20 protein-coding genes are annotated in these 20166 nt (G+C 60.4%); 16 read left to right on the forward strand and 4 right to left on the reverse strand.

The annotated features are described in order from the left end of the window. Positions 1 to 76 precede the first annotated feature (76 nt). The 4 genes from BLP23_RS33665 to BLP23_RS12325 all read left to right on the forward strand — a co-directional run bounded on the left by BLP23_RS33665 (position 77) and on the right by BLP23_RS12325 (position 2545). The gene (locus BLP23_RS33665) at positions 77 to 241 is read left to right on the forward strand and encodes a hypothetical protein (RefSeq protein ID WP_167363875.1); all 165 of its coding nucleotides are present in this window, start codon (positions 77 to 79) and stop codon (positions 239 to 241) included. Between the two features lie 63 nt (positions 242 to 304). Continuing rightward, positions 305 to 1111: an AraC family transcriptional regulator gene (locus tag BLP23_RS12315; protein ID WP_092585144.1), complete on the forward strand. Its 807-nt coding sequence runs from the start codon at positions 305 to 307 to the stop codon at positions 1109 to 1111. Positions 1112 to 1182: 71 nt separating this feature from the next. Further along, positions 1183 to 2073, forward strand: a complete 891-nt coding sequence (locus BLP23_RS12320) for a DMT family transporter (protein WP_092585145.1) — start codon at positions 1183 to 1185, stop codon at positions 2071 to 2073. A 73-nt stretch (positions 2074 to 2146) separates the two neighbouring features. After that, positions 2147 to 2545, forward strand: coding sequence for a DUF427 domain-containing protein (locus BLP23_RS12325; RefSeq protein WP_092585146.1), 399 nt, complete (start codon positions 2147 to 2149; stop codon positions 2543 to 2545). Here the strand turns inward: BLP23_RS12325 and BLP23_RS12330 are convergent. The 3 genes from BLP23_RS12330 to BLP23_RS12340 form a co-directional block, all read right to left on the reverse strand. Beyond that, positions 2542 to 3573 (reverse strand): quaternary amine ABC transporter ATP-binding protein, encoded by a 1032-nt coding sequence (locus BLP23_RS12330; RefSeq protein WP_092585147.1) that lies wholly within the window; start codon positions 3571 to 3573, stop codon positions 2542 to 2544. The two genes, BLP23_RS12325 and BLP23_RS12330, sit on opposite strands and share 4 nt — an antisense overlap. Further along, complete coding sequence (locus BLP23_RS12335) at positions 3566 to 4453, reverse strand: ABC transporter permease (RefSeq protein WP_092585148.1); 888 nt, start codon at positions 4451 to 4453, stop codon at positions 3566 to 3568. Before BLP23_RS12335 ends, BLP23_RS12330 begins: the two co-directional genes overlap by 8 nt. Before the next feature lie 117 nt (positions 4454 to 4570). Beyond that, positions 4571 to 5569, reverse strand: coding sequence for an ABC transporter substrate-binding protein (locus BLP23_RS12340; RefSeq protein WP_092585149.1), 999 nt, complete (start codon positions 5567 to 5569; stop codon positions 4571 to 4573). A gap of 367 nt (positions 5570 to 5936) precedes the next feature. Between BLP23_RS12340 and BLP23_RS12345 the strand changes: the two genes are divergently transcribed. The 11 genes from BLP23_RS12345 to BLP23_RS12395 all read left to right on the forward strand — a co-directional run bounded on the left by BLP23_RS12345 (position 5937) and on the right by BLP23_RS12395 (position 17439). Continuing rightward, positions 5937 to 6290: a DUF1428 domain-containing protein gene (locus BLP23_RS12345; RefSeq protein ID WP_092585150.1), complete on the forward strand. Its 354-nt coding sequence runs from the start codon at positions 5937 to 5939 to the stop codon at positions 6288 to 6290. Between the two features lie 13 nt (positions 6291 to 6303). Continuing rightward, positions 6304 to 6726: a secondary thiamine-phosphate synthase enzyme YjbQ gene (locus tag BLP23_RS12350; protein WP_092585151.1), complete on the forward strand. Its 423-nt coding sequence runs from the start codon at positions 6304 to 6306 to the stop codon at positions 6724 to 6726. Between the two features lie 101 nt (positions 6727 to 6827). Further along, the gene (locus tag BLP23_RS12355) at positions 6828 to 7142 is read left to right on the forward strand and encodes a hypothetical protein (protein WP_092585152.1); all 315 of its coding nucleotides are present in this window, start codon (positions 6828 to 6830) and stop codon (positions 7140 to 7142) included. A gap of 391 nt (positions 7143 to 7533) precedes the next feature. After that, a complete protein-coding gene (locus BLP23_RS12360; RefSeq protein ID WP_092585153.1) occupies positions 7534 to 8571 on the forward strand; it encodes a LacI family DNA-binding transcriptional regulator in 1038 nt (345 codons plus the stop codon). Continuing rightward, the gene (locus BLP23_RS12365) at positions 8568 to 9569 is read left to right on the forward strand and encodes a Gfo/Idh/MocA family protein (RefSeq protein ID WP_092585154.1); all 1002 of its coding nucleotides are present in this window, start codon (positions 8568 to 8570) and stop codon (positions 9567 to 9569) included. The genes BLP23_RS12360 and BLP23_RS12365 overlap by 4 nt, the downstream gene beginning before the upstream one ends. A gap of 1 nt (position 9570) precedes the next feature. Then, complete coding sequence (locus BLP23_RS12370; RefSeq protein WP_092585155.1) at positions 9571 to 11166, forward strand: acyl CoA:acetate/3-ketoacid CoA transferase; 1596 nt, start codon at positions 9571 to 9573, stop codon at positions 11164 to 11166. A gap of 10 nt (positions 11167 to 11176) precedes the next feature. Further along, entirely contained in the window at positions 11177 to 11950 is a 774-nt protein-coding gene (locus BLP23_RS12375; RefSeq protein WP_092585156.1) for an enoyl-CoA hydratase/isomerase family protein, read from the forward strand. Then, positions 11950 to 13458 carry an aldehyde dehydrogenase family protein gene (locus BLP23_RS12380; protein ID WP_092585157.1) on the forward strand — a complete coding sequence of 503 codons (1509 nt, stop codon included), beginning with the start codon at positions 11950 to 11952 and terminating at the stop codon, positions 13456 to 13458. Before BLP23_RS12375 ends, BLP23_RS12380 begins: the two co-directional genes overlap by 1 nt. Positions 13459 to 13487: 29 nt before the next feature. Next, positions 13488 to 14993 carry an FAD-dependent oxidoreductase gene (locus BLP23_RS12385; RefSeq protein ID WP_092585158.1) on the forward strand — a complete coding sequence of 502 codons (1506 nt, stop codon included), beginning with the start codon at positions 13488 to 13490 and terminating at the stop codon, positions 14991 to 14993. Beyond that, complete coding sequence (locus BLP23_RS12390; RefSeq protein ID WP_092585159.1) at positions 14993 to 15769, forward strand: 3-ketoacyl-ACP reductase; 777 nt, start codon at positions 14993 to 14995, stop codon at positions 15767 to 15769. The genes BLP23_RS12385 and BLP23_RS12390 overlap by 1 nt, the downstream gene beginning before the upstream one ends. A gap of 14 nt (positions 15770 to 15783) precedes the next feature. Then, positions 15784 to 17439, forward strand: a complete 1656-nt coding sequence (locus tag BLP23_RS12395) for a GMC family oxidoreductase (protein WP_092585160.1) — start codon at positions 15784 to 15786, stop codon at positions 17437 to 17439. Between the two features lie 541 nt (positions 17440 to 17980). Here BLP23_RS12395 and BLP23_RS12405 read toward each other — a convergent pair. Next, positions 17981 to 18217: a hypothetical protein gene (locus tag BLP23_RS12405; protein WP_092585162.1), complete on the reverse strand. Its 237-nt coding sequence runs from the start codon at positions 18215 to 18217 to the stop codon at positions 17981 to 17983. Between the two features lie 528 nt (positions 18218 to 18745). Here BLP23_RS12405 and BLP23_RS12410 point away from each other — a divergent pair. Then, the gene (locus BLP23_RS12410) at positions 18746 to 20131 is read left to right on the forward strand and encodes an HlyD family secretion protein (RefSeq protein ID WP_092585163.1); all 1386 of its coding nucleotides are present in this window, start codon (positions 18746 to 18748) and stop codon (positions 20129 to 20131) included. Positions 20132 to 20166 lie beyond the last annotated feature (35 nt).

Below are 20166 nucleotides of genomic sequence, written 5' to 3' on the forward strand. Positions count from 1 at the left end.
GGCTCGCACCAGCCCTGCGCAAGTAAGTTCTCCTAGTCTGCTTTCATCGCTGAATGTTCCGGTGAATGAAAGGACGATGATGTCGAACGAAATCGAGCACTTCTTTGAAATGCAGGACGAGGCCGCGAGCCTGGCGTTCCTCCAAAACAAGGGTGATGAACTCACCGATATTCTGGTCGCAGCGCTCGAAGACGCTCTGAAAATTCTCTCCGACGACATCCGGCCTGAAACACTTCACTAATCTCGGCAAAGCGTTGCGTGCTTCGCCTGCCGCTGGCACAGTCCGGACGGAAGGAGACGCTGCGTGGCCAAAAGTCAGTTCACAATGCACCGTTCGGCGATGGCCGGGGTGGAGGCCGTCGAAGCGGAAACACGACATAGTTTCGCACGGCATACGCATGAACAATTCGGCATCGGCCTGATTGTCTCCGGTGCGCAGAGGTCGCTGAGCGGGCGCGGCATGGTCGAGGCGCAAGCCGGCGATCTCATCACCGTCAATCCGAACGAGGTCCATGACGGCACACCGATCGGCGAGTGGCGCTCGTGGCGCATCCTCTATTTCGATCCGGCGATCATCGGGGATCTCGTGCAGGATGCCTGCGAAAGCAGGATGATGCGCTCGGAAATTCCGCGCCCCGTTATTCAAAATAGCGTCCTTGCAGCACGCTTCGCGAGCCTCTTTGCCGCAATCACAGGCAGTTCCACGCAGGATGACCTTGCACGCGAAGAACTGCTCCTCGGCGTTGTTGCTGATGTGATGCGCGAACAGCCGATGCCGGAAGTGGCTCGTATGGCGCCGGGCGCGATCCGCAAGGCGCAGAGCCTGATCGACGGCGATCCCCTCGCCAATGTCTCGCTTGCCGATCTTGCGCGCGAAAGCGGCCTTAGCCGGTTTCAGGTGCTGCGCGGTTTTGCGAAAGCAACCGGCATGACGCCGCATGCCTATCTGGTCCAGGCGCGCATCCACATGGCCCGCCGCCTGATCGCTTCGGGCACGCCGCTTGCCGAAGCGGCCTTCGCCAGCGGCTTTGCCGATCAGAGCCACATGACACGCGTCTTCACGGCCAAATACGGCCTTACGCCGCGTGTCTATGCCACGGCACTTGCTTGACGGCCTGCAATTTCGTTCAAGAAGCTATTTCGTCTTTGCGGTTTTCTCCGTCCATCGAAACGGAGAATCCCATGACAAAAGCATTTCAGGGCTACATCTATCTGACGCTGGCGATGATCACGGTCGGCAGCACGGTGATTGCCAGCAAGATCATCGCATCAGGCCTTCCGCCGTTTACGGCAACGGCACTGCGTTTCGCTGCGGCCTTCCCCTTCTTCCTGCTTCTGATGCAACTCACCCGATCCCGGCTGCCGAAACTGTCGCGCCACGATTGGCTCATTCTCGTGACGCAGGCAGGGGCGGGCAGCGTCGGCTATACGACGTTGTTGATCTCCGGCCTGCAGCTGACGTCGGCGGCGAATGCCGGCATCATCATCGGCACGCTGCCGGTCGTCTCGGCGGTAATCTCGATCGTCATTCTCGGCGAAAGGCCGCACCGCTTCCTGCTGGTCGCCATCGCGCTTGCTGCTTTCGGCGTCTTCTGGGTTGCGGTGTCGCCAGGCGCATCCGCACGCGGCTCACTTGCCGGCAATGCGCTGATCCTCGGCGCCGTCATCTGCGAGGGGCTGTTCATTCTTCTGAACAAGCGCATGCAGAGCGAGATCCTGCCGCTCACGCAGTCGGCGCTGATGACCGGTATCGGGTTCCTCGTTGCCGGCATTCCGGCTCTCTTCGAAAGCCATGGGGCAAGCGGTTTTTCGGGAGGGCCGCTGTCGGCCGTCGTCTACTATGCGCTGGTTCCGACTGTCGGCGGCTTCATCTTATGGTACGCGGGCTTAGCGCGCGTCAGCGGCAGCGAGGCTTCACTGTTTACGGCAATCGCTCCAGTCTCCGCCGTCATTTTTGCCTTCGTGCTGCTCGGCGAGCCAGTCGGCATCCATCAGATTTTTGGCGTCGCCTGTGTGCTCGCCGCCGTTCTGGGACTCGGCTTGTCTGCACTTTACCGGGTGCGGCGCGCGTGACGGGTGACCCCTTGGGAAGCGCCGGGTACGACCCTATGTTAGGGACGGTGCAATCTTTCGAAGGCGAACGCTCATGTCAGACAAGCCAATCAAGATTCCCGGGCCTGATCATCCGATCACCGTAGACCACAATCCAGCGCGCGTCGTCGTCAAGCTCGACGGCAAGGTCGTCGCTGATACCCGCGATGCACTGACATTGCGCGAGGCTTCCTATCCGCCGGTGCAGTATATTCCGCGCAAGGATGTCGACATGTCGCTGCTTCAACGCACCGACCACTCTACTTATTGCCCCTACAAGGGCGAGGCCTCCTATTACAGCATCGCGCCTGGCGGCGAGCGCGCGAAGAACGCCATCTGGACCTATGAAAACCCGCATGCGGCGATGCGCGAAATCAAGGACCGCATGGCGTTCTATCCGGATCGCGTGGATTCGATCGAAGAACTGCAGTCGCCTGAGGCCGGCGAGTTTTAGCGTCCCGTCCCGACAAGACAGCGCACGAGACCTTCCAGCGACACGCGGCCTGCGGGCAGGCCATCGGCGGCCGTGACGGTCGCGTGCGTGACGTTGCTTTCGGTCATCATTCGCATACCTTCCTCGACGGTCGATTTGCCGGGGATGCGGATCACGGTGTCGCTTGCGGGATTGCTGAGCGGTTCCATCAGCGCTTCTATCGGGATGACGCGACTGCGGTTTACTTCCTTGACGAAGGCCTCGATGTAGTCGTTTGCGGGATTGAGCACGATATCGGCAGCCGAGCCCTGCTGGATGAGCTCGCCATCGCGTAAAATGGCGACCTTGTCGCCGAGCCGCAACGCCTCGTCGAGATCGTGGGTGATGAAGACGATGGTCTTCTTCAGTTCCTTCTGCAGGTCGAGCAGTACGCTCTGCATGTCGACGCGGATCAGCGGGTCGAGGGCGGAATAGGCCTCATCCATCAAGAGTATCTCGGCATCGTTGGTGAGTGCACGGGCAAGACCGACACGCTGCTGCATGCCGCCCGAAAGCTGGTTCGGATAATGCCCGGCAAAGCCGTCGAGCCCGACGCGCTTGATCCAGATATTAGCACGCTCTTCGCGCTCACCCTTCGGCATGCCTTGTATTTCCAGTCCGTAGACGGTGTTCTGCAGCACGTTGCGATGCGGCAGCAGGCCGAATTTCTGGAACACCATCGCCGTCCTGCGGCGGCGGAACTCGCGGAGTTCCTCTTCGCTCATCTTGCAGATGTCGGTATTGCCATAGAGTACTTCGCCCGCCGTCGGGTCGATCAGCCGGTTGATGTGGCGGATCAGCGTCGACTTGCCGGAACCGGAAAGCCCCATAATGACGGTGATGCTGCCGCCGGGAATCGAGATGTTGATATCCTTCAGCCCGAGGACATGACCGTGCTCCTTGTTGAGCTCGGTTTTCGACATGCCCTTGGTAACGGCTTCGATGTAATCGCCGCCACGCGGACCGAAAATCTTGTAGAGATTGCGTATCTCAATCGACTGGCTAGCCATGCACGATTTCCCGGTGCTTCTGCAGCCTGAGGCCATAGGCCTGGCTGATGCGGTCAAAGATGATGGCGATGCCGACGATGGCGAGACCGTTGAAGACGCCGAGGGTGAAGTACTGGTTGGCGATAGCCTTGAGCACCGGCTGGCCGAGGCCCTGGACGCCAATCATCGAAGCGATGACGACCATGGCAAGTGCCATCATGATCGTCTGGTTGATGCCGGCCATGATGGTCGGCAACGCCAAGGGAAGCTGGACGTTGCGCAGCTTCTGCCAGCTCGACGAACCGAAGGCGTCGGCCGCTTCGAGCACGTCCTTGTCGACCATGCGAATGCCGAGATTGGTGAGGCGTATCATCGGCGGCAAGGCATAGATGACGACCGCGATCACACCGGGGACGCGGCCGATGCCGAGCAGCATGACGACCGGGATCAGATAGACGAAGCTCGGCATGGTCTGCATCACGTCGAGCACCGGATTGACGGCATTCTGGAGCCGGTTGGAACGCGACATGCCGATGCCGATCGGAATGCCGATCGCGACCGAAAGCACCGTGCAGACGAAGATCATCGAAACGGTCTTCATCGTGTCTTCCCACATGTCGAACCAGCCGATCAGCAGAAGCGTCGCGGCGCAGCCGATGACAATCTTCCAATTGCGGCTCCCAAGCCAGGCAATGCCGGCGACGACCAGGATCACCAGCGGCCAGGGCGTGCCGGTGAGCAGCCTTTCGGCCCAGATCAGAAAGCTTTGCAGCGGGCTGAACAGCCCTTCGATGCTGTCGCCGTAAGTGCGGGTAAAAGCGCGAAAGCCTTCGTCCACGTTCTTCTTCAGAACGCGCAGCGTGTCGGCATCCATTGTCGGAAATTTCCAGAGCCAGTCCATGTCAGTTCCCCATGGCTAAAGCGGCGGCGGCCCTGTTCTTCTTATGGCCGTCGCGCAAAAGGATCGGGCTGGCAGTGCCTGGATGTCAAGCACCGCCAGCTTGCGGATCATGAGGGATCAGAGGGAAGCCTTGATCTTCTCTGCGACTTCCGGAGAGACCCATTCCTTCCACAGGGCTTCGTTTTCCTTGAGGAAGTGCTTGGCGCCGTCTTCACCGGTAGCCTGGTTGTCGGTCATCCAGGCAATCAGCTTGTTAACGGTGTCGTTCGTCCAGGCACGTTTGTTGAGATAGTCCATGGCCGGGCCGGCGCGATCGGCAAAGGTTTTGCTCACGAGCGTCTGAACATCGTCGGCCGGCCAGGCGTTCGGCTTGGGATCGGGGCAATCGGCAACCGAGGTACAGCGCTTCCATTCCGCCGCATCGTATTCGGAGCCGTAGCCGAGTTTTACCATTTCATATTTGCCAAGGAGCGAGGTCGGGGCCCAATAGTAGCCGACCCAGGGCTGTTTGCCTTCATAGGCCTTGGCGATGGAGCCGTCGAGGCCGGCGGCAGAGCCCGTATCAACCAGCGTGAAGCCGGCCTTGTCGCCGCCATAGGCCTTGAACAGCTGCGAGGTCACCACCGTTCCGCCCCAGCCTTGAGGGCCATTGAAGACGGCGCCCTTGCTCTTGTCTTCGGGAGCCGGGAAGAGTTCGGGATGCTTGAAGAGATCAGGGATCGTCTTGATGTCTGGATGAGCCTCGGCGATGTATTTGGGGATCCACCAGCCCTGGATCGCGCCGTCCGAAAGGATTTTTGAGGCAGCAACCACCTTGCCGCCTTCCAGGCCGCGCTTCACGAGTTCCGGCTGGAGGCTTACCCAGGCTTCCGGTGCGACGTCCGGCTCACCCTTTTCAGCCATTGATGTGAGCGTCGGAACAGTGTCGCCGCTGACGATCTCGGCGGTGCATCCATAGCCTTCCTCGAGGATGATCTTGTCGAGGTTTGCGGCAACTTCGGCCGATTGCCAGTTCATGCTGGCGATGGTGACGTTGCCACAGTCCGCGGCCGATGCCGTGCTCGAAAGGCCGATCAGGCCGGCAGCAAGGACGGTTGAAGCCAAAAGTGCTTTCATTTTCTTGTTCCCTCTGGTCGCGGTGTGACTGAACCCACTCGCCTGCGGCACCGCGTCCGCCAGCAAGCCTATTGAGCATGCTTTCATGCGTCATGCGCCATTCCGTTTGCGTCAGAAAATGGCGCATTGACGCTTTCTTTCAATGGCTGATCAGGTGCGTTGTCGCGATCGGAACAATCGTTTCAATAGGCGCAAATCGTGCCAATCGGATTATTCAGAAACGAACGCGTCTTTTGCCCAATCTTGCCAAGGCCGGGACGCCGTGGGGCTGGAAATCGGCCGATCACGCATATTTTCTCACCTATACTGTCGGGCCTTGCGCTCGCCATCCGTCCTATGAGCGTCAACAGAATATGGGAGAACGACAATGCCTTACATCGACGGATTCGTCGTGGCTGTTCCGAAAGCCAATATCGAGGCTTACAAGAAGTTGGCGAATCTCGCCGGCTCGATCTGGAAGGAGCATGGTGCGCTCAAATATGTCGAGTGCCTTGCCGACGACGTGCCCTATGGCGAACTGACTTCGTTTCCGCGTGCGGTGATGGCGAAGGAAGACGAAGTGGTGGGGTTTTCCTGGATCGTCTATGGATCGAGGAAGGAGCGCGACGATATAGTGGCCAAGGTCATGTCCGATCCACGCCTGCAGGGCGAAGAATGGAAAACGGTCTTTGATGGCAAGCGAATGATCTACGGCGGCTTCGAAACTGTCGTCGAACTTTGAAAAAGGGAGTTCCATGCCCCAGACGATCATCTCCGTCTCAACCCGGGGGCAAGGCCTCTACGAATTTACCGACCAGGCGGCTGGCTTCGTCCGGGCAACCGGCGTGGACGAAGGTTTGCTCACTGTCTTCGTGCGCCACACCTCCTGTTCGCTCTTGATCCAGGAAAATGCCGACCCGGATGTGCAGACGGACCTCAATGCCTTCTTCCGCCGGCTCGTGCCGCCGTCATCGGACCCATCGATGCGCTGGATTGTCCACACGACCGAAGGTCCGGATGACATGCCTGCCCATATCAAGGCGGCGCTGACACAGGTTTCGTTCGGTATTCCTGTTACGAGTGGCAAGATGGTGCTCGGCACCTGGCAAGGGCTCTATCTCTTCGAGCATCGCGACCGTCCTCATCGCCGCGAAATCGTGCTGCATGTCAGCGCCTGAACCGAACCTGAATACGCAATTCGAACAGCATTCAGTTTCAGCCTTCTATTGTCGAATCATCCCCGGAAGGGAGTTCGATCATTTGAAACCAGGAAAACCCGATGACCAATTTCATTGCCAAGGCGTCGTTTGCCGCATTGCTTGCCATTGCTTCGATCCCCGCCAGCGTCTCGACTGCTGCCGCAGCCGGCCCGGAGCGCGGCGTTGTCATCGACGTCCAGTATCATCGTCCGCCACCGGTCTACCGCGGTTGCTCGCCGGTCATGGCAGTCCGCGCGGCTCGCTGGTCCGGTCTGCGCGACGTGCGCGTCGTCAATGTCACACCGCGCCGCGTCGTCGTTGCCGGTCGTGACCGCCGTGGCTGGGACCGCATGACCTTCGCGAATGTCCGTGGCTGCCCGCTGATCCGCCGTTAATAAGTAGCAGCCGCCGGTCTTTCAGACGCGGCGGCACAAGAACCGCCTTTGCCAATTCTTCTCGGATCACGGCAAGGGCGGTTTTTCATTGCCTGGATTGCGGTCGTAAAAATGAAAAAAGCCTCGCGACGGGCGAGGCTGAGTTCTAGGCCGCTTCGGGGAAAAGAAGAAGCGACGCTCATTTCATTAGTACCGTTGAGTACGGCTGCAAAGTGCACTTTTGTCAATTCCGGTACGCTTTTGTGTTCGGGAAGAGATTTTTTTCACGGCTTTATCACCTTATTTTAGAACGTTCCAAACCGATCAGAGAAAGATGTGACTGCGCTGCAATTCATTCCTTGACAAATTTGGAACGTTCCAATTAACTTCGAGTATTCTTGGAGGAGCAATCATGAGCAGGGAGCGGGTGACCGTCATCGACATCGCTAACGCCGCCGGCGTTTCAAAGTCGACCGTGTCGCTCGTTCTGCAGGGGAGCTCGCTCGTTAACGAAACGACGCGCGCCAAGGTGAACGCCGCAATCCGCGAGCTTGGTTATGTCTATAATCGCGGCGCTGCCAATCTGAGACAGGCCAACGCCAAGTCAAAGATCGTCGGCATGGTCGTCAACGACCTGACGAACAGCTTCTTCGCCGAACTCGCCGTCGGCATCGACAGCGTCATGCAGTCTGCGGGTTACGTGCAGTTTCTGGCCAATACCGGCGAGAATATCGACCGGCAGCGCGAAGTCATTGCATCGATGCGCGAACACGGGATTTCCGGGCTTATCATCTCGCCGGCTCGCGGCACCGAGGCTGCAGATTTCGGGGCGCTCGCCAATGCCGGAATCCCTGTCGTGTTGGCCGTCCGCAATGTGCCAGGTGCGCGGGTTTCGTCGCTGACATCGGATAATCACGCGGGAGCGGCCGCCTCCGTCGCGCATCTTGCAAAACTCGGCCATCGCCGCATCGCCTTTCTCGGGGGCTTTCCAGATACCGCCGTCTTTACCGAGCGCTTTATGGGATATCGCGATGCGCTGTTTGACGCGGGTCTGGATTTCGACGCGGATCTGGCCATCGGAGCGGCACCCTCGCGGGCGGGCGGCGTCGAGGCGATCGAGCGGGCGATGCGGCTTGCCACCCCTCCGACGGCTGCGGTCTGCTTCAACGACGCGGTTGCCTTCGGCGCCTGTGACGGGCTTCGAAGCCGCAAAATAGAGCCGGGCGCCGAGTTCGCGGTAGTCGGTTTCGACGATGTGATCGAGGCAAAGACGGCGGTGCCGGCGCTGACGACCGTTTCCGTCGATCCGCAAGGCATGGGGCGCCGGGCAGCGCAGCTGCTTCTAAAGCAGATCAATTCGGGGACGGCTGAGCCCGAAGCGCTGGTCAAAAGCGTGCGCCTCGTCGTCCGTCAAAGCTGCGGCGCAGGCATTCAAGGAGGGGTGCGATGACGAATTGGGGTTTGATCGGTGCCAGCACGATCGCCAGGGAATGGGTGATTGGTGCGATCCGCGCAGCGGGCGGCGAGGCCGTCTCGGTGATGAGCACGGACGCGGCGCGCGGCAAGACTTACGCGGCCGAGAACGGCATTGCGAAATCGGTGACCAGCGTTGCCGACCTCGTCAATGATCCGGATGTCGAGGCAGTCTACATCTCGACCACCAACGAGCTTCACTGTGACCAGACGCTGGCGGTGATCCAGGCAGGCAAGCATGTACTGTGCGAGAAGCCGCTGGCAATGAGCCAGGCCGATGCGAATGCGATGGTGAAGGCTGCCAGGCAGGCGGGTGTGGTGCTGGCGACGAACCACCACCTGCGCAATGCCGCCACCCACCGCGCCATGCGCGATGCGATTGCAGCGGGCAAGATCGGCAAGCCGCTCGCTGCCCGTGTCTTTCACGCCGTCTATCTGCCGCCGCATCTGCAGGGCTGGCGGCTCGACCGGCCAGACGCGGGCGGCGGCGTCATCCTTGATATCACCGTGCACGATGCCGATACGCTGCGCTTCGTGCTCGGAGACGATCCGGTCGAGGCGATCGCCTTCGGCCAGAGCGGCGGCATGGGCAAGGCCGGGCTGGAGGATGCCGTCATGGGCGTACTGCGCTTCAAGTCCGGCCTCATCGCGCAGTTCCATGACGGGTTCACCACGAAATATGCAGAGACCGGCTTCGAGGTGCATGGCAGCGACGGATCGCTCGTTGCCAGTAACGTCATGACTCAGCGTCCCGTCGGCCGCGTGACTCTGCGGAATGCAGAAGGCGAGACCGAACTCGAATGCAAAAGCGCCAATCTCTACGAGGTTGCGCTCAGCGCCTTCCACGATGCGGTTGCTGGGAAGGGCAGGCCGTCGGCGACGGGCGAAGACGGTGTCTGGTCACTTGCGACCGGCCTTGCCGTCGTCGAATCCGCCAGGACCGGCCAGGCGGTCAAGATCGAGCCGGGGCTTTGACATGGACAAGCACGTCACACCCGCCGAGGCTGCAGCCCTGATCCCCGACGGTGCGATCGTCTCGGTGTCGTCGTCGAGCGGCCTCGGCTGCCCCGATTTGATGCTGAAGGCGATCGGCGAGCGTTTCGAAGCGATCGGCCATCCTTGCGATCTGACGACGCTGCACCCGATTGCGGCAGGCGACATGAGCGGTATCAAAGGCGTGGACCACATCGCGAGGAAAGGCCTGCTGAAGAAGATCATCGGGGGCTCCTATCCCTCCGGCCCGTCCGGCGCCGAGCCGCCATTGATCTGGCAGATGATCGGCAACGACGAGATCGCCGCCTATAACGTGCCGTCGGGCATCCTCTTCGACATGCACCGTGAGGCGGCCGCCAAACGGCCGGGGGTGATCACCAAGGTTGGGCTCGATACCTTCGTCGATCCGGTGCGCGAAGGCTGCGCCATGAATGCCAAGGCCGCTGCCGAACCGGTCGTCAAGAAAATCAGCTTCGAAGGCGAGGACTGGCTGTTCTTCAAGGCAATCGCACCGCAGGTCGCGATCATCCGGGCGACAACGGCGGATGAGCGCGGTAACCTGACATACGAACATGAAGGCGCCTATCTCGGCGGCCTCGACCAGGCGCTCGCCGCCCGCAACAATGGCGGCATCGTGATCGCGCAGGTGAAGCGCATCACCAAGGAAGGTTCATTGAAGCCCCACGATGTCCGCGTTCCAGGCGTGCTCGTCGACTATGTCGTGGTCGATCCCGACCAGAAGCAAACGACGCAAACGCTCTATGATCCGGCCATCTCCGGCGAGATCTTCCGGCCGCTCGACACGTTCCGCCTGTCGGAGTTCAATATCCAGAAGGCGATTGCGCGCCGGGTGGCGCAGGAACTGCAGGGTGGGAGCGCCGTCAATCTCGGCTTCGGGATTTCCGCCAACGTGCCGCGTATCCTGCTGGAGGAGGGACTTCACGGGGCGGTGACATGGGTGATCGAGCAAGGTGCTGTTGGTGGCGTTCCGCTTCTCGACTTCGCTTTCGGCTGCGCCTCGAATGCCGATGCCTTCATGCCGTCGCCCTACCAATTCACCTATTTCCAGGGTGCAGGCTTCGATGCCTCGCTGCTCTCGTTCCTTGAGATCGGCCGCGATGGCTCGGTCAACGTCTCGAAGCTCTCCTTCCGTCCACACGTAACGGCAGGCGCCGGCGGCTTCGTCGATATCACGGCGCGGGCGAAGAAGATCGTCTTCTCGGGCATGTTCAATGCCGGCGCAAAGCTCGGAGTCGAGCGCGGCAGGCTGGTGATCGAGAAGGAAGGCAAACTCAAGAAGCTCGTCAACACCGTCGAGCACGTGACCTTCTCGGGTCCGCGCGGCGTGGCCCAAGGGCAGGATGTCACCTATGTCACCGAGCGGTGCGTAATGAAATTGACGCCGGATGGCATCGTTTTGACCGAGATCGCACCCGGCGCCGATCTGCAGGCACATATTCTCGACCAATCGGAATTTCCGTTGATCGTTTCGGACAATCTGAAGGTCATGGACGACGCTCTCTTCGGCGAAGCGCCGATCGGCCTCAAGCTGCCAGAAAAGCCAAAGCGGGTTCTTTAAGGAGCATCCCATGGGTGAGGTGAAGGTTTCAATCGAAGGTCACATCGCGGTCATGACCGTGGCGCGGCCGGAAAAGCTCAATGCCTTCGATATCGACATGCTGAAGGCGCTGGCCGCGGCCTGCGACGGGGTGGAGGCGAACGCTAATGTCCGCGTCGCTATTCTGACAGGCGAGGGCAAGGCCTTTTCTGCGGGCGGTGACATCAAGGCCTGGGGCGGCATGCAGGCCAATGAGTTCGGCCATGCCTGGGTGCGCTTCGGCCATCGCATTTTCGAGCGACTTGCGACGCTGCGCGTGCCGCTGATCGCGGCGCTGAACGGCCATGCGCTCGGCGGCGGTCTGGAACTGGCGGGCGCTGCCGATATCCGCATTGCCGAGAGCCAGATCAAGATCGGCCTCCCTGAGACGGGCCTCGGTATGATCCCGGGCTGGTCGGGTACGCAGCGGCTGGTCAAGCGCTTCGGCGCGCAGATCGTCCGGCGGATGGTGCTCGGCGGCGAGATGTTTTCGGCCGAAGAGGCAAAGGCGAACGGCATCGTCGACGCCGTCGTCGATACCGGCACATCACTTGCCGCGGCCAGGGACTATGCCTTCCGCATCGCACTTCGCGGGCCGGCGGCGCTGGAGATTTCGAAGCTTCTCATCGCATCGGCCAATGGCGAGGACAATGGTGCAGCGGTCGAGGCACTAGGATCGATCCTGGCTGCCAAGACCGGCGATCTCAAAGAGGGCGTTGCGGCATTTGCTGAAAAGCGTCCGGCTCAATTCAGGGGAGAGTGGTGATGACGGTGCTGCTGAAACCGCAGAAGCTCGTGGACGTGAAGGTGCGCGAGTTCAGCATGCTGATCGACGGCAAATGGGTGGAGGGCATCGAGGCAGGCACGATTGAGCGCGTGGCACCGAGTCATGGCGTTGCCGTCAGCCGCTACAAGGCAGCGGCCAAGGATGATGCGGTCAAGGCGATTGCTGCGGCGCGCAAGGCGTTCGACCATGGTCTGTGGCCGCGCATGACAGCCTCCGAGCGCTCCAACATTCTGCTTAAGGCCGCGGACATGATCGCCGCGCGTACTGATGAACTTGCCTATCTCGATGCGATCGAGGCCGGCAAGCCGATCACGCAGGTCAAGGGTGAGATCGCCGGTGCTGCCGATATCTGGCGTTATGCGGCAGCACTTGCCCGCGATCTGCATGGCGAAAGCTACAATACGCTGAGCGAGGGAACGCTCGGCGTCGTGCTGCGGGAGGCCGTCGGCGTCGTCTCGATCATCACGCCTTGGAATTTCCCGTTCCTGATCGTCAGCCAGAAGCTGCCTTTCGCGCTTGCGGCGGGCTGCACGGCGGTCGTCAAGCCATCTGAACTCACCTCCGGCTCGACGCTCGTGCTCGGCGAAATCCTGATGGAGGCGGGCGTTCCGGCGGGCGTCGTCAACATTCTCGTCGGCACGGGTGCAGCCGTCGGCGCGACGATGACCGGGCATCCGGATGTCGACATGGTCTCCTTCACCGGCTCGACCGGCGTTGGCCGGCTGACGATGGAAAACGCCTCGAAGACACTCAAAAAAGTGTCGCTGGAGCTTGGCGGCAAAAATCCGCAGATCGTGTTTCCGGACGCCGATCTCGACGCTTTCGTCGATGCCGCCGTCTTCGGCGCCTATTTCAACGCAGGTGAATGCTGCAATGCCGGATCGCGCCTGATCCTGCATCGCGACATCGCCGACGACGTGACGTCGCGGGTGGCGGCGCTGTCGCAGAAAGTCAAGGTCGGCGATCCGCTGGATCCATCGACGCAGGTGGGCGCGATCATCACGCCGCAGCATCTGGAGAAGGTTCAGAGTTATGTTTCCGCCGCCGCGGACAGTGGTGCGAATATCGCACTTGGCGGCAGCCATATCGATTTTGGTTTTGGCCAGTACATGGCACCGACGATCCTTTCCGGCGTCAAACCAGAGATGGCGGTGGCGCGCGAGGAGGTGTTCGGACCGGTGCTTTCGGTGCTGACATTCGAAACTGCGGAGGATGCCGTCCGCATCGCGAACTCCGTCGACTACGGCCTTTCGGCCAGCGTCTGGAGCCGCGACATCGACACCTGCCTGACGATCGGACGAAAAGTCAGGGCTGGCACGATCTGGATGAACACCTTCATGGATGGTGCAGCAGAACTGCCCTTCGGCGGTTATCGTCAATCGGGCCTCGGTCGCGAACTCGGGCGACATGCGGTGGAGGACTATACAGAGACCAAGACGCTCAACATGCACATTGGCGCCCGGACGGGCTGGTGGATGCCGCGCTGAGGTAGGGGCTTGCGTTCTGGGAGGATCGCTTGGTGAAGCAGCCGGACATCGTCATCATCGGCTCGGGGATCGGCGGGGCGACCATCGCTGCGGCGCTTGCGCCCTCCGGGGCCGATATCCTTCTCCTTGAGGCGGGCGGACATATCGAGGACCGGCCGGAGAACCGCGACCAGCGCGCGATCTTCCAGCGCGGCCACTTCCGGCCAAAGGAATTCTGGTATGAGATGAACGGCAAGCCGTTCAATCCGGGCAATTACTACAATGTCGGCGGCAATTCGAAGTTCTTCGGAGCGGTCATGGTGCGCTACCGGCGCGAGGATTTTTATGAGATGCAGCATCTGGAAGGCATCTCGCCCGCATGGCCGTTTGCCTACGAAGAGCTGGAGCCATGGTATAGCCGCGCGGAGCAGCTTTATCAGGTGCGCGGACAGATTGGCGAAGACCCTACCGAGCCTGTGCATTCGCAGAACTACGCCTTTCCGCCCGTGCCCGACGAGCCGTCGATTGCGCTTGTGCGCGAGCGGATGAAGCAGAACGGCCTGCATCCCTATTCGCTGCCGCTCGGCATCGATATCGAGCGCTGGCTTGCCAAGGCGAAGACGCCCTGGGACGCGCATCCGAACAGTTTCGACGGCAAGATGGATGCCGAGACGATCGGTCTTGCGCTGGCGCTGCAGCATCCGAACGTTCGCCTGCAGACCCGATCGCGGGTGACACGGCTTCAAGCCGGGGCTGACGGCAAGCGCATCGAGACGGTTCAGTACCGGAAGGATGGCGCCGACGAGGTGGTCTCTCCGAAGCTCGTGATCCTTGCGGCAGGCGCGGTGCAATCCGCCGTCTTGCTGCTGCGCTCCGCGGACGGGAAGAATCCAAAAGGGCTCGCCAACAGCTCGGATCAGGTCGGCCGCAATTTCATGAACCACAATTCGAGCGCCGTGATCGCGGTCTCGCCGACCTATCGAAACGACGCGATCTATCAGAAGACCTTCGGCTTCAACGACTATTACCTCACGGACGGCGAGGGCGGGCCGCCGCTCGGCAATGTTCAGCTGCTCGGCCGCGTTTCCGGCGCCATCCTCAAGGCCAATATGCCCTCGGTGCCGGAATGGATGCTGAATCAACTCTCGGCGCATGCGATCGATTTCTACGCGATGAGCGAGGATATTCCGCATGCCGAAAGCCGCATCATGGTCGATGGCGAGCGCATTCTGTTGCAGTGGGTGCGGACGAACTGGCCGGCGCATCTGATGCTGGTGAAGAAGCTGAAGCAGGCTCTGAGGGCGGCGGGCTTTCCTCTGGTGCTCTCGCGGCCATTCGACAAGCGCACGCCGTCGCATCAGTGCGGCACGGTCAGAATCGGCAACGATTCGGCGCAGGCGCCGCTCGACATCTGGTGCCGCGCCTACGACCATCCGAACCTCTTCGTCGTCGATGCGAGCTATCTGCCGACGTCTGCCGCGGTCAATCCGGCGCTGACGGTGGCAGCGCAGGCGCTGCGCGTCGGGGATCATATCCTGCAGAAGGAACTCGCGTGATGGCACAGGGAAGGCGGCCGGTCGCGCTTGTCACCGGAGGAAGACAAGGTATCGGACTGGCTATCGCCGAGGCGTTGGCGAAGGCGGGGTATGACGTCGCCATCACCGGAATAGAGGAGGGCGGGCCGAACGATCCGGTGGTCGAGGCATTGCGTTCGCTCGGGGCCAACGCCTCTTACCGGAAGGCCGACCTGGCGGACGTTGACGGGCATGCCACAACCATCGAGGACGTCCTGCAGACATTCGGGGCGATCGACTGCCTGGTGAACAATGCCGGCATCGGTTCGATTGTCCGCGGCGACTTCATCGAGCTGAAGCCGGAGAATTTCGACGCGGTGCTCGACACCAACCTGCGGGGAACGGTGTTCTTCACGCAGGCGGTCGTCAAGGCGATGCTGGTAAGTGGCGCCGGGCAGGCAACTCGTTCGATCGTCAACATCACCTCCGTTTCCTCCGAGCTGACGTCGCCGGAGCGGTTGGACTACTGCATCAGCAAAGCCGGGCTTTCAGCCTTCACCAAGGGATTGGCGGTGCGGCTTGCCGAGAGCGGGATTGGCGTCTTCGAAGTGCGGCCAGGCATCATCCGCACGGCGATGACGGCGACGGTAGCCGAAAAATACGATGCGTTGATTTCGGGCGGGCTCGTGCCGATGAAGCGTTGGGGGGAGGCTAAGGACATCGGCGCGATCGTCGCAGCCCTAGCGTCGGGGACCTTCGGCTTTGCCACGGGCTCGGTGATCGATGCTGGTGGCGGGCTTTCGATCGGCCGCCTTTGAGCGGGGGACTTGGGATGGCATACGACTACATCATCACCGGCGGCGGCCCGGCGGGCTGCGTGCTCGCCAACCGGCTGAGCGAGGATCCGAATGTCAAAGTGCTGCTTTTGGAAGCAGGTGGCAGCGACTGGAACCCTCTGTTCCACATGCCGGCAGGCTTTGTCAAGATGACGAAGGGCGTCGCGAGCTGGGGCTGGGAGACCGTGCCCCAGAAGCACATGAAGGGCAGGGTGCTGCGCTATACCCAGGCCAAGGTCATCGGCGGCGGCTCGTCGATCAATGCGCAGCTCTATACGCGGGGCAATGCCGCCGACTACGATCTCTGGGCCAGCGAGGAGGGCTGCGATGGCTGGGACTATCGCTCCGTTCTGCCCTACTTCAAACGCGCCGAAGACAACCAGCGTTTTGCCGACGACTACCATTCCTATGGCGGACCGCTCGGCGTTTCGATGCCGGTTTCCGCGCTGCCGATTTGCGACGCCTATATCCGGGCGGGGCAAGAGCTTGGCATTCCTTATAACCACGATTTCAACGGCCGGCAGCAGGCGGGCGTCGGCTTCTATCAGCTCACGCAGCGCAACCGCCGCCGCTCCTCGGCCTCACTGGGCTATTTGTCACCGGTCAGAGATAGGAGAAACCTGATCATCCGGATGAATGCCCGTGTTGTGAGGATCGTGATTGAGGGTAGAAAAGCGATCGGCGTCGAGGTTGCCGGACGCAACGGCGTCGAGCTCATCCGCGCCGAGCGGGAGGTACTCGTTTCTTCCGGTGCGATCGGGTCGCCGAAGCTGCTGCTGCAATCCGGAATCGGGCCTGCGGACCATCTGAAAGCTGTTGGGGTGGATGTGAAGCATGATCTGCCCGGCGTCGGCGGCAATCTCCAGGATCATCTCGACCTCTTCGTCATTTCAGAATGCACCGGCGAGCACACATATGACGGGGTCGCCAAGCTGCACCGCACGCTTTGGGCGGGCTTGCAATATGTCCTCTTCCGTTCAGGCCCCGTGGCCTCCTCGCTCTTCGAGACCGGCGGCTTTTGGTATGCGGATCCAAACGCGCGCTCCCCCGATATCCAGTTCCATCTCGGCCTCGGCTCCGGGATCGAGGCGGGCGTCGCCAGGCTGAAGAACGCCGGGGTGACGTTGAATTCCGCTTATCTGCATCCGCGCTCGCGCGGCACCGTGCGTCTCGCATCTGCCGATCCGGCGGCTGCGCCGCTGATCGACCCGAATTACTGGAGCGATCCGCATGACCGGAAGATGTCGATCGAGGGGTTGAAGATCGCCCGCGAGATCATGCAGCAGGCGGCGTTGAAGCCCTATGTGCTCGAAGAGAAGCTGCCGGGAAGCGGCGTCGTCACCGACGAGCAGCTTTTCGACTACGGCTGCGCCAATGCCAAGACGGACCACCATCCGGTCGGCACGTGCAAGATGGGCGCGGATGCCATGGCCGTCGTCGGTCTCGATCTGAAGGTGAGGGGGCTGCAGGGACTGCGCGTGTGCGACAGCTCCGTCATGCCGCGTGTTCCTTCGTGCAATACCAACGGTCCGACAATCATGGTCGGCGAGAAGGGAGCGGACATCATCCGCGGGCGCGAACCCTTGCCACGCACCATATTCTCCTGGGAACGCAACGACACGCGGCCGAGAGCAAGGTCAGATGTTCGCTAGACAGGTCAGGCGCGAATGAAGAGCACGCCGACGAGGCCGAAGATTACGATCGATTGCAGGATGAACATCGGCAGTTGATCGGACATGTTTCCCTCCCATGGGCACGATTTTCATGCTTGTTCGGTGACAGTCATTCTGCCGGCCAAAGCCGGAATGCTGGAGGCGAATGCTGCCACGGCGTCACTACGAGCGCAAATCACCTTTCGAATATCGAATTCCTCCTTTTTTGCGATCGGAAGAGCAAAAGATGGTATAATCTCTCTCGATGCGATGTGCTGCAGACACCGCTTTGCGAATGCCTGAAGAGGAATAGCATTCGAAACTTAGGCGGTTTTGCAATATTTCAGCATCGCATCATAACACAGCATGGAACCTTTTATGCACTTAGTAGTTTTAGAGTGTACAGGAGGACTACTATGACCAATGATTTTAATAGACCTGGCCCGGATGTTCGTTCGACACCGGGCAGCGACCGCCGGTCACCATGGGCAATGTGGATCGGTATCGCGGCTGTTGTTGTAATCATAGCCCTTGCAGCGATTTACTGGCCGCGCACGAGTGCACCGCCAGCCACACCGCCCGCCGGCGAGACAACAACGACCCAGCCGCCAGCCACAACGCCACCGGCAACGTCGACCGCACCGGCAACGCCACCGGCAACCGAGCCGGCCCCGGCAACTCCGGCACCGGCAACGCCGCCGGCTACGGAACCGGCACCTACAACTCCGCCGGCAACACCTCCGGCGCAGCAGTAGCGTAATAACAAGACCGCCAACATGAACTGACCCCCGGAAGTTGGACATCGACCTTCGGGGGTTTTGCATGTCCAAACACAGCGAAGCTTTTAAGGTCCTGATCATCGCGTCGATCTTGCGAAGCAAATGATCCTTCGGCACTAAGGTTATCGAGCGCCACCATTTCACGATCCGTCTGTTCGGGAGCTCGCGATTTGTGAACAGCCCGCTCCGCAGAGTTAGGATGGATGCCGTGTCTGGCTCGTCCCCCTGGGTGTGTTACAAAAATCACCGAAAAATCAAAGTTAAACTCTTAAAATAGCTTCTGGCTGGATGAAACTCGATTGCGTCCAGTTCTGCGCGTATTAATTGCATGAATTACTTAAATAAGATGGATTGATTGCATTCGTGGTGATACTTATCGTGCCGATACTGAATCTAAACATCGACGTCATAGAAAAAATTTCGTTTGCATACTCGAATTTCATCGATATAAAATACAAATAATAAAAAATATACATGGAAACGCCCTTCTATTCGGCCTGCGGTGTAAGAAGTCAGGATTGGCGAAAATGAAGGACGAAACTCTATTACTAGATCCGCGTGATCATAAGATACTTTCAGTATCAAGGGCGTTTGGTTATGTGTTCGCCTTTATGCTGATTTTCACGATCGCCATGGCGATGATCCCCAATCAGTTTTTCATTGTTTCCACGCGCGCAGTCATCAATGCGCCGGTGCAAATGATCGCCTCGCCGATTTACGGCAGGGTGGACAGGATTTCGCTGCAGGTCGGGCAGGTCGTCAAGCTCGGCGATGTCATGGCGACGGTCTCCAATCCCAACCAGGACCAGACGTCGCTGACCGGCTTGCGGCTCGAGAAGCTCGATCTCACCGAAAAGCTGAACAATACGAGAAGCGTCGTTCAGGAACGCACCGACCAACTCCAGAAGGTCAAAAGCCAGATTGCGGACGTCAAGAACGGCGTGATCAGCGAGCTTTCGGCGGTCATCGAGAATGCCCGTTACAACGTGCAGACCTACGAGGCGCGGCTCAATGAACAGAACGCCCTGCTGCAGAGGCAGCTCGTGCTCCTAAAGAAGAAGCTGATCTCCGAGGCCAGCATCGAACCGCAGCGCCAGAAGCGTAATGCCGCGCAGTACGAACTCGACTCCGCGCGCGGCGAACTACGCCGCAACGAGATTGTCCTGTCGCTCGTCGAACGCGACATCTACACCGGCGGTACCGTCGCCGCCAATCTGCTGACGCTTGAAATGCAGCGCACCAAGCTTGCCGGCGAGATCGCCGAAGACAACATCGAGATCAACCAGATGACGGAGCGCAAGCAGCAGGTCGAAAACCTGATTGCGCGGGAGGAGGGGCGGCTTGGCAAGACCGGGGCGGCCGAGGTCGTGGCCGAGCGCCACGGCCAGATCGTCAGCGTCGACGCATCCTTCGGCGATTTCGTGATGCAGGGCCAGCCGGTGGCAAAATCGCTGGATTGCAACGAGGCCTTTGCTGCCGCCGTCTATCGCAGCCGCGATGTGACGTCGCTCGAGATCGGCATGCCGGCGATGGTCAATTTCCGCAGCCTCGGCGTCAAGCGCGACGCCCATATCTACAAGATCGTGCGCTACTTCAACTCAGGCCCGGAAAATCGCTATTACGCGAAGTTTCCCGAAGCCGAAGGCCACGAGGTCTATGTGCTCGTCAAGATCGACGAACCGGCCGGCGAGGGCGGCGCTTCGGCGCATCAGAACAACGACAAATTCTTTGGATGCCATGTCGGCGAGGATGTGATCGTCTCATTGGGCGAGACGATCGTCTCGCGGATCGCCCGCTATTCGAAGCTGGCGATTGCCAGGCTGGCCTCGCAAAGCGCCATGCTTTCGGCGTCCGCGCTTTTCGACAAGGCGACGGCGCCGCGTTCAGCCGCTGCCGAACCCGTCAAGCCCTAACGCCGGTATCGCCGCTGCATTGATGAGGATCAGCA

The sequence above is a fragment of the Rhizobium mongolense subsp. loessense genome (genome assembly GCF_900099775.1).
GTDB lineage: Bacteria > Pseudomonadota > Alphaproteobacteria > Rhizobiales > Rhizobiaceae > Rhizobium > Rhizobium loessense.

What these genes read in the sequence shown, in the direction of transcription:
- BLP23_RS12375 (WP_092585156.1), top strand. Translation starts at nt 11,177, where the DNA reads ATGGGTGAGGTGAAGGTTTCAATCGAAGGTCACATCGCGGTCATGACC.
- BLP23_RS12320 (WP_092585145.1), top strand. Translation starts at nt 1,183, where the DNA reads ATGACAAAAGCATTTCAGGGCTACATCTATCTGACGCTGGCGATGATC.
- BLP23_RS12360 (WP_092585153.1), top strand. Translation starts at nt 7,534, where the DNA reads ATGAGCAGGGAGCGGGTGACCGTCATCGACATCGCTAACGCCGCCGGC.
- BLP23_RS12410 (WP_092585163.1), top strand. Translation starts at nt 18,746, where the DNA reads ATGAAGGACGAAACTCTATTACTAGATCCGCGTGATCATAAGATACTT.
- BLP23_RS12405 (WP_092585162.1), bottom strand. Translation starts at nt 18,217, where the DNA reads ATGTTGGCGGTCTTGTTATTACGCTACTGCTGCGCCGGAGGTGTTGCC.
- BLP23_RS12340 (WP_092585149.1), bottom strand. Translation starts at nt 5,569, where the DNA reads ATGAAAGCACTTTTGGCTTCAACCGTCCTTGCTGCCGGCCTGATCGGC.
- BLP23_RS12325 (WP_092585146.1), top strand. Translation starts at nt 2,147, where the DNA reads ATGTCAGACAAGCCAATCAAGATTCCCGGGCCTGATCATCCGATCACC.
- BLP23_RS12335 (WP_092585148.1), bottom strand. Translation starts at nt 4,453, where the DNA reads ATGGACTGGCTCTGGAAATTTCCGACAATGGATGCCGACACGCTGCGC.
- BLP23_RS12390 (WP_092585159.1), top strand. Translation starts at nt 14,993, where the DNA reads ATGGCACAGGGAAGGCGGCCGGTCGCGCTTGTCACCGGAGGAAGACAA.
- BLP23_RS12350 (WP_092585151.1), top strand. Translation starts at nt 6,304, where the DNA reads ATGCCCCAGACGATCATCTCCGTCTCAACCCGGGGGCAAGGCCTCTAC.
- BLP23_RS12355 (WP_092585152.1), top strand. Translation starts at nt 6,828, where the DNA reads ATGACCAATTTCATTGCCAAGGCGTCGTTTGCCGCATTGCTTGCCATT.
- BLP23_RS33665 (WP_167363875.1), top strand. Translation starts at nt 77, where the DNA reads ATGATGTCGAACGAAATCGAGCACTTCTTTGAAATGCAGGACGAGGCC.
- BLP23_RS12370 (WP_092585155.1), top strand. Translation starts at nt 9,571, where the DNA reads ATGGACAAGCACGTCACACCCGCCGAGGCTGCAGCCCTGATCCCCGAC.
- BLP23_RS12395 (WP_092585160.1), top strand. Translation starts at nt 15,784, where the DNA reads ATGGCATACGACTACATCATCACCGGCGGCGGCCCGGCGGGCTGCGTG.
- BLP23_RS12345 (WP_092585150.1), top strand. Translation starts at nt 5,937, where the DNA reads ATGCCTTACATCGACGGATTCGTCGTGGCTGTTCCGAAAGCCAATATC.
- BLP23_RS12330 (WP_092585147.1), bottom strand. Translation starts at nt 3,573, where the DNA reads ATGGCTAGCCAGTCGATTGAGATACGCAATCTCTACAAGATTTTCGGT.
- BLP23_RS12380 (WP_092585157.1), top strand. Translation starts at nt 11,950, where the DNA reads ATGACGGTGCTGCTGAAACCGCAGAAGCTCGTGGACGTGAAGGTGCGC.
- BLP23_RS12365 (WP_092585154.1), top strand. Translation starts at nt 8,568, where the DNA reads ATGACGAATTGGGGTTTGATCGGTGCCAGCACGATCGCCAGGGAATGG.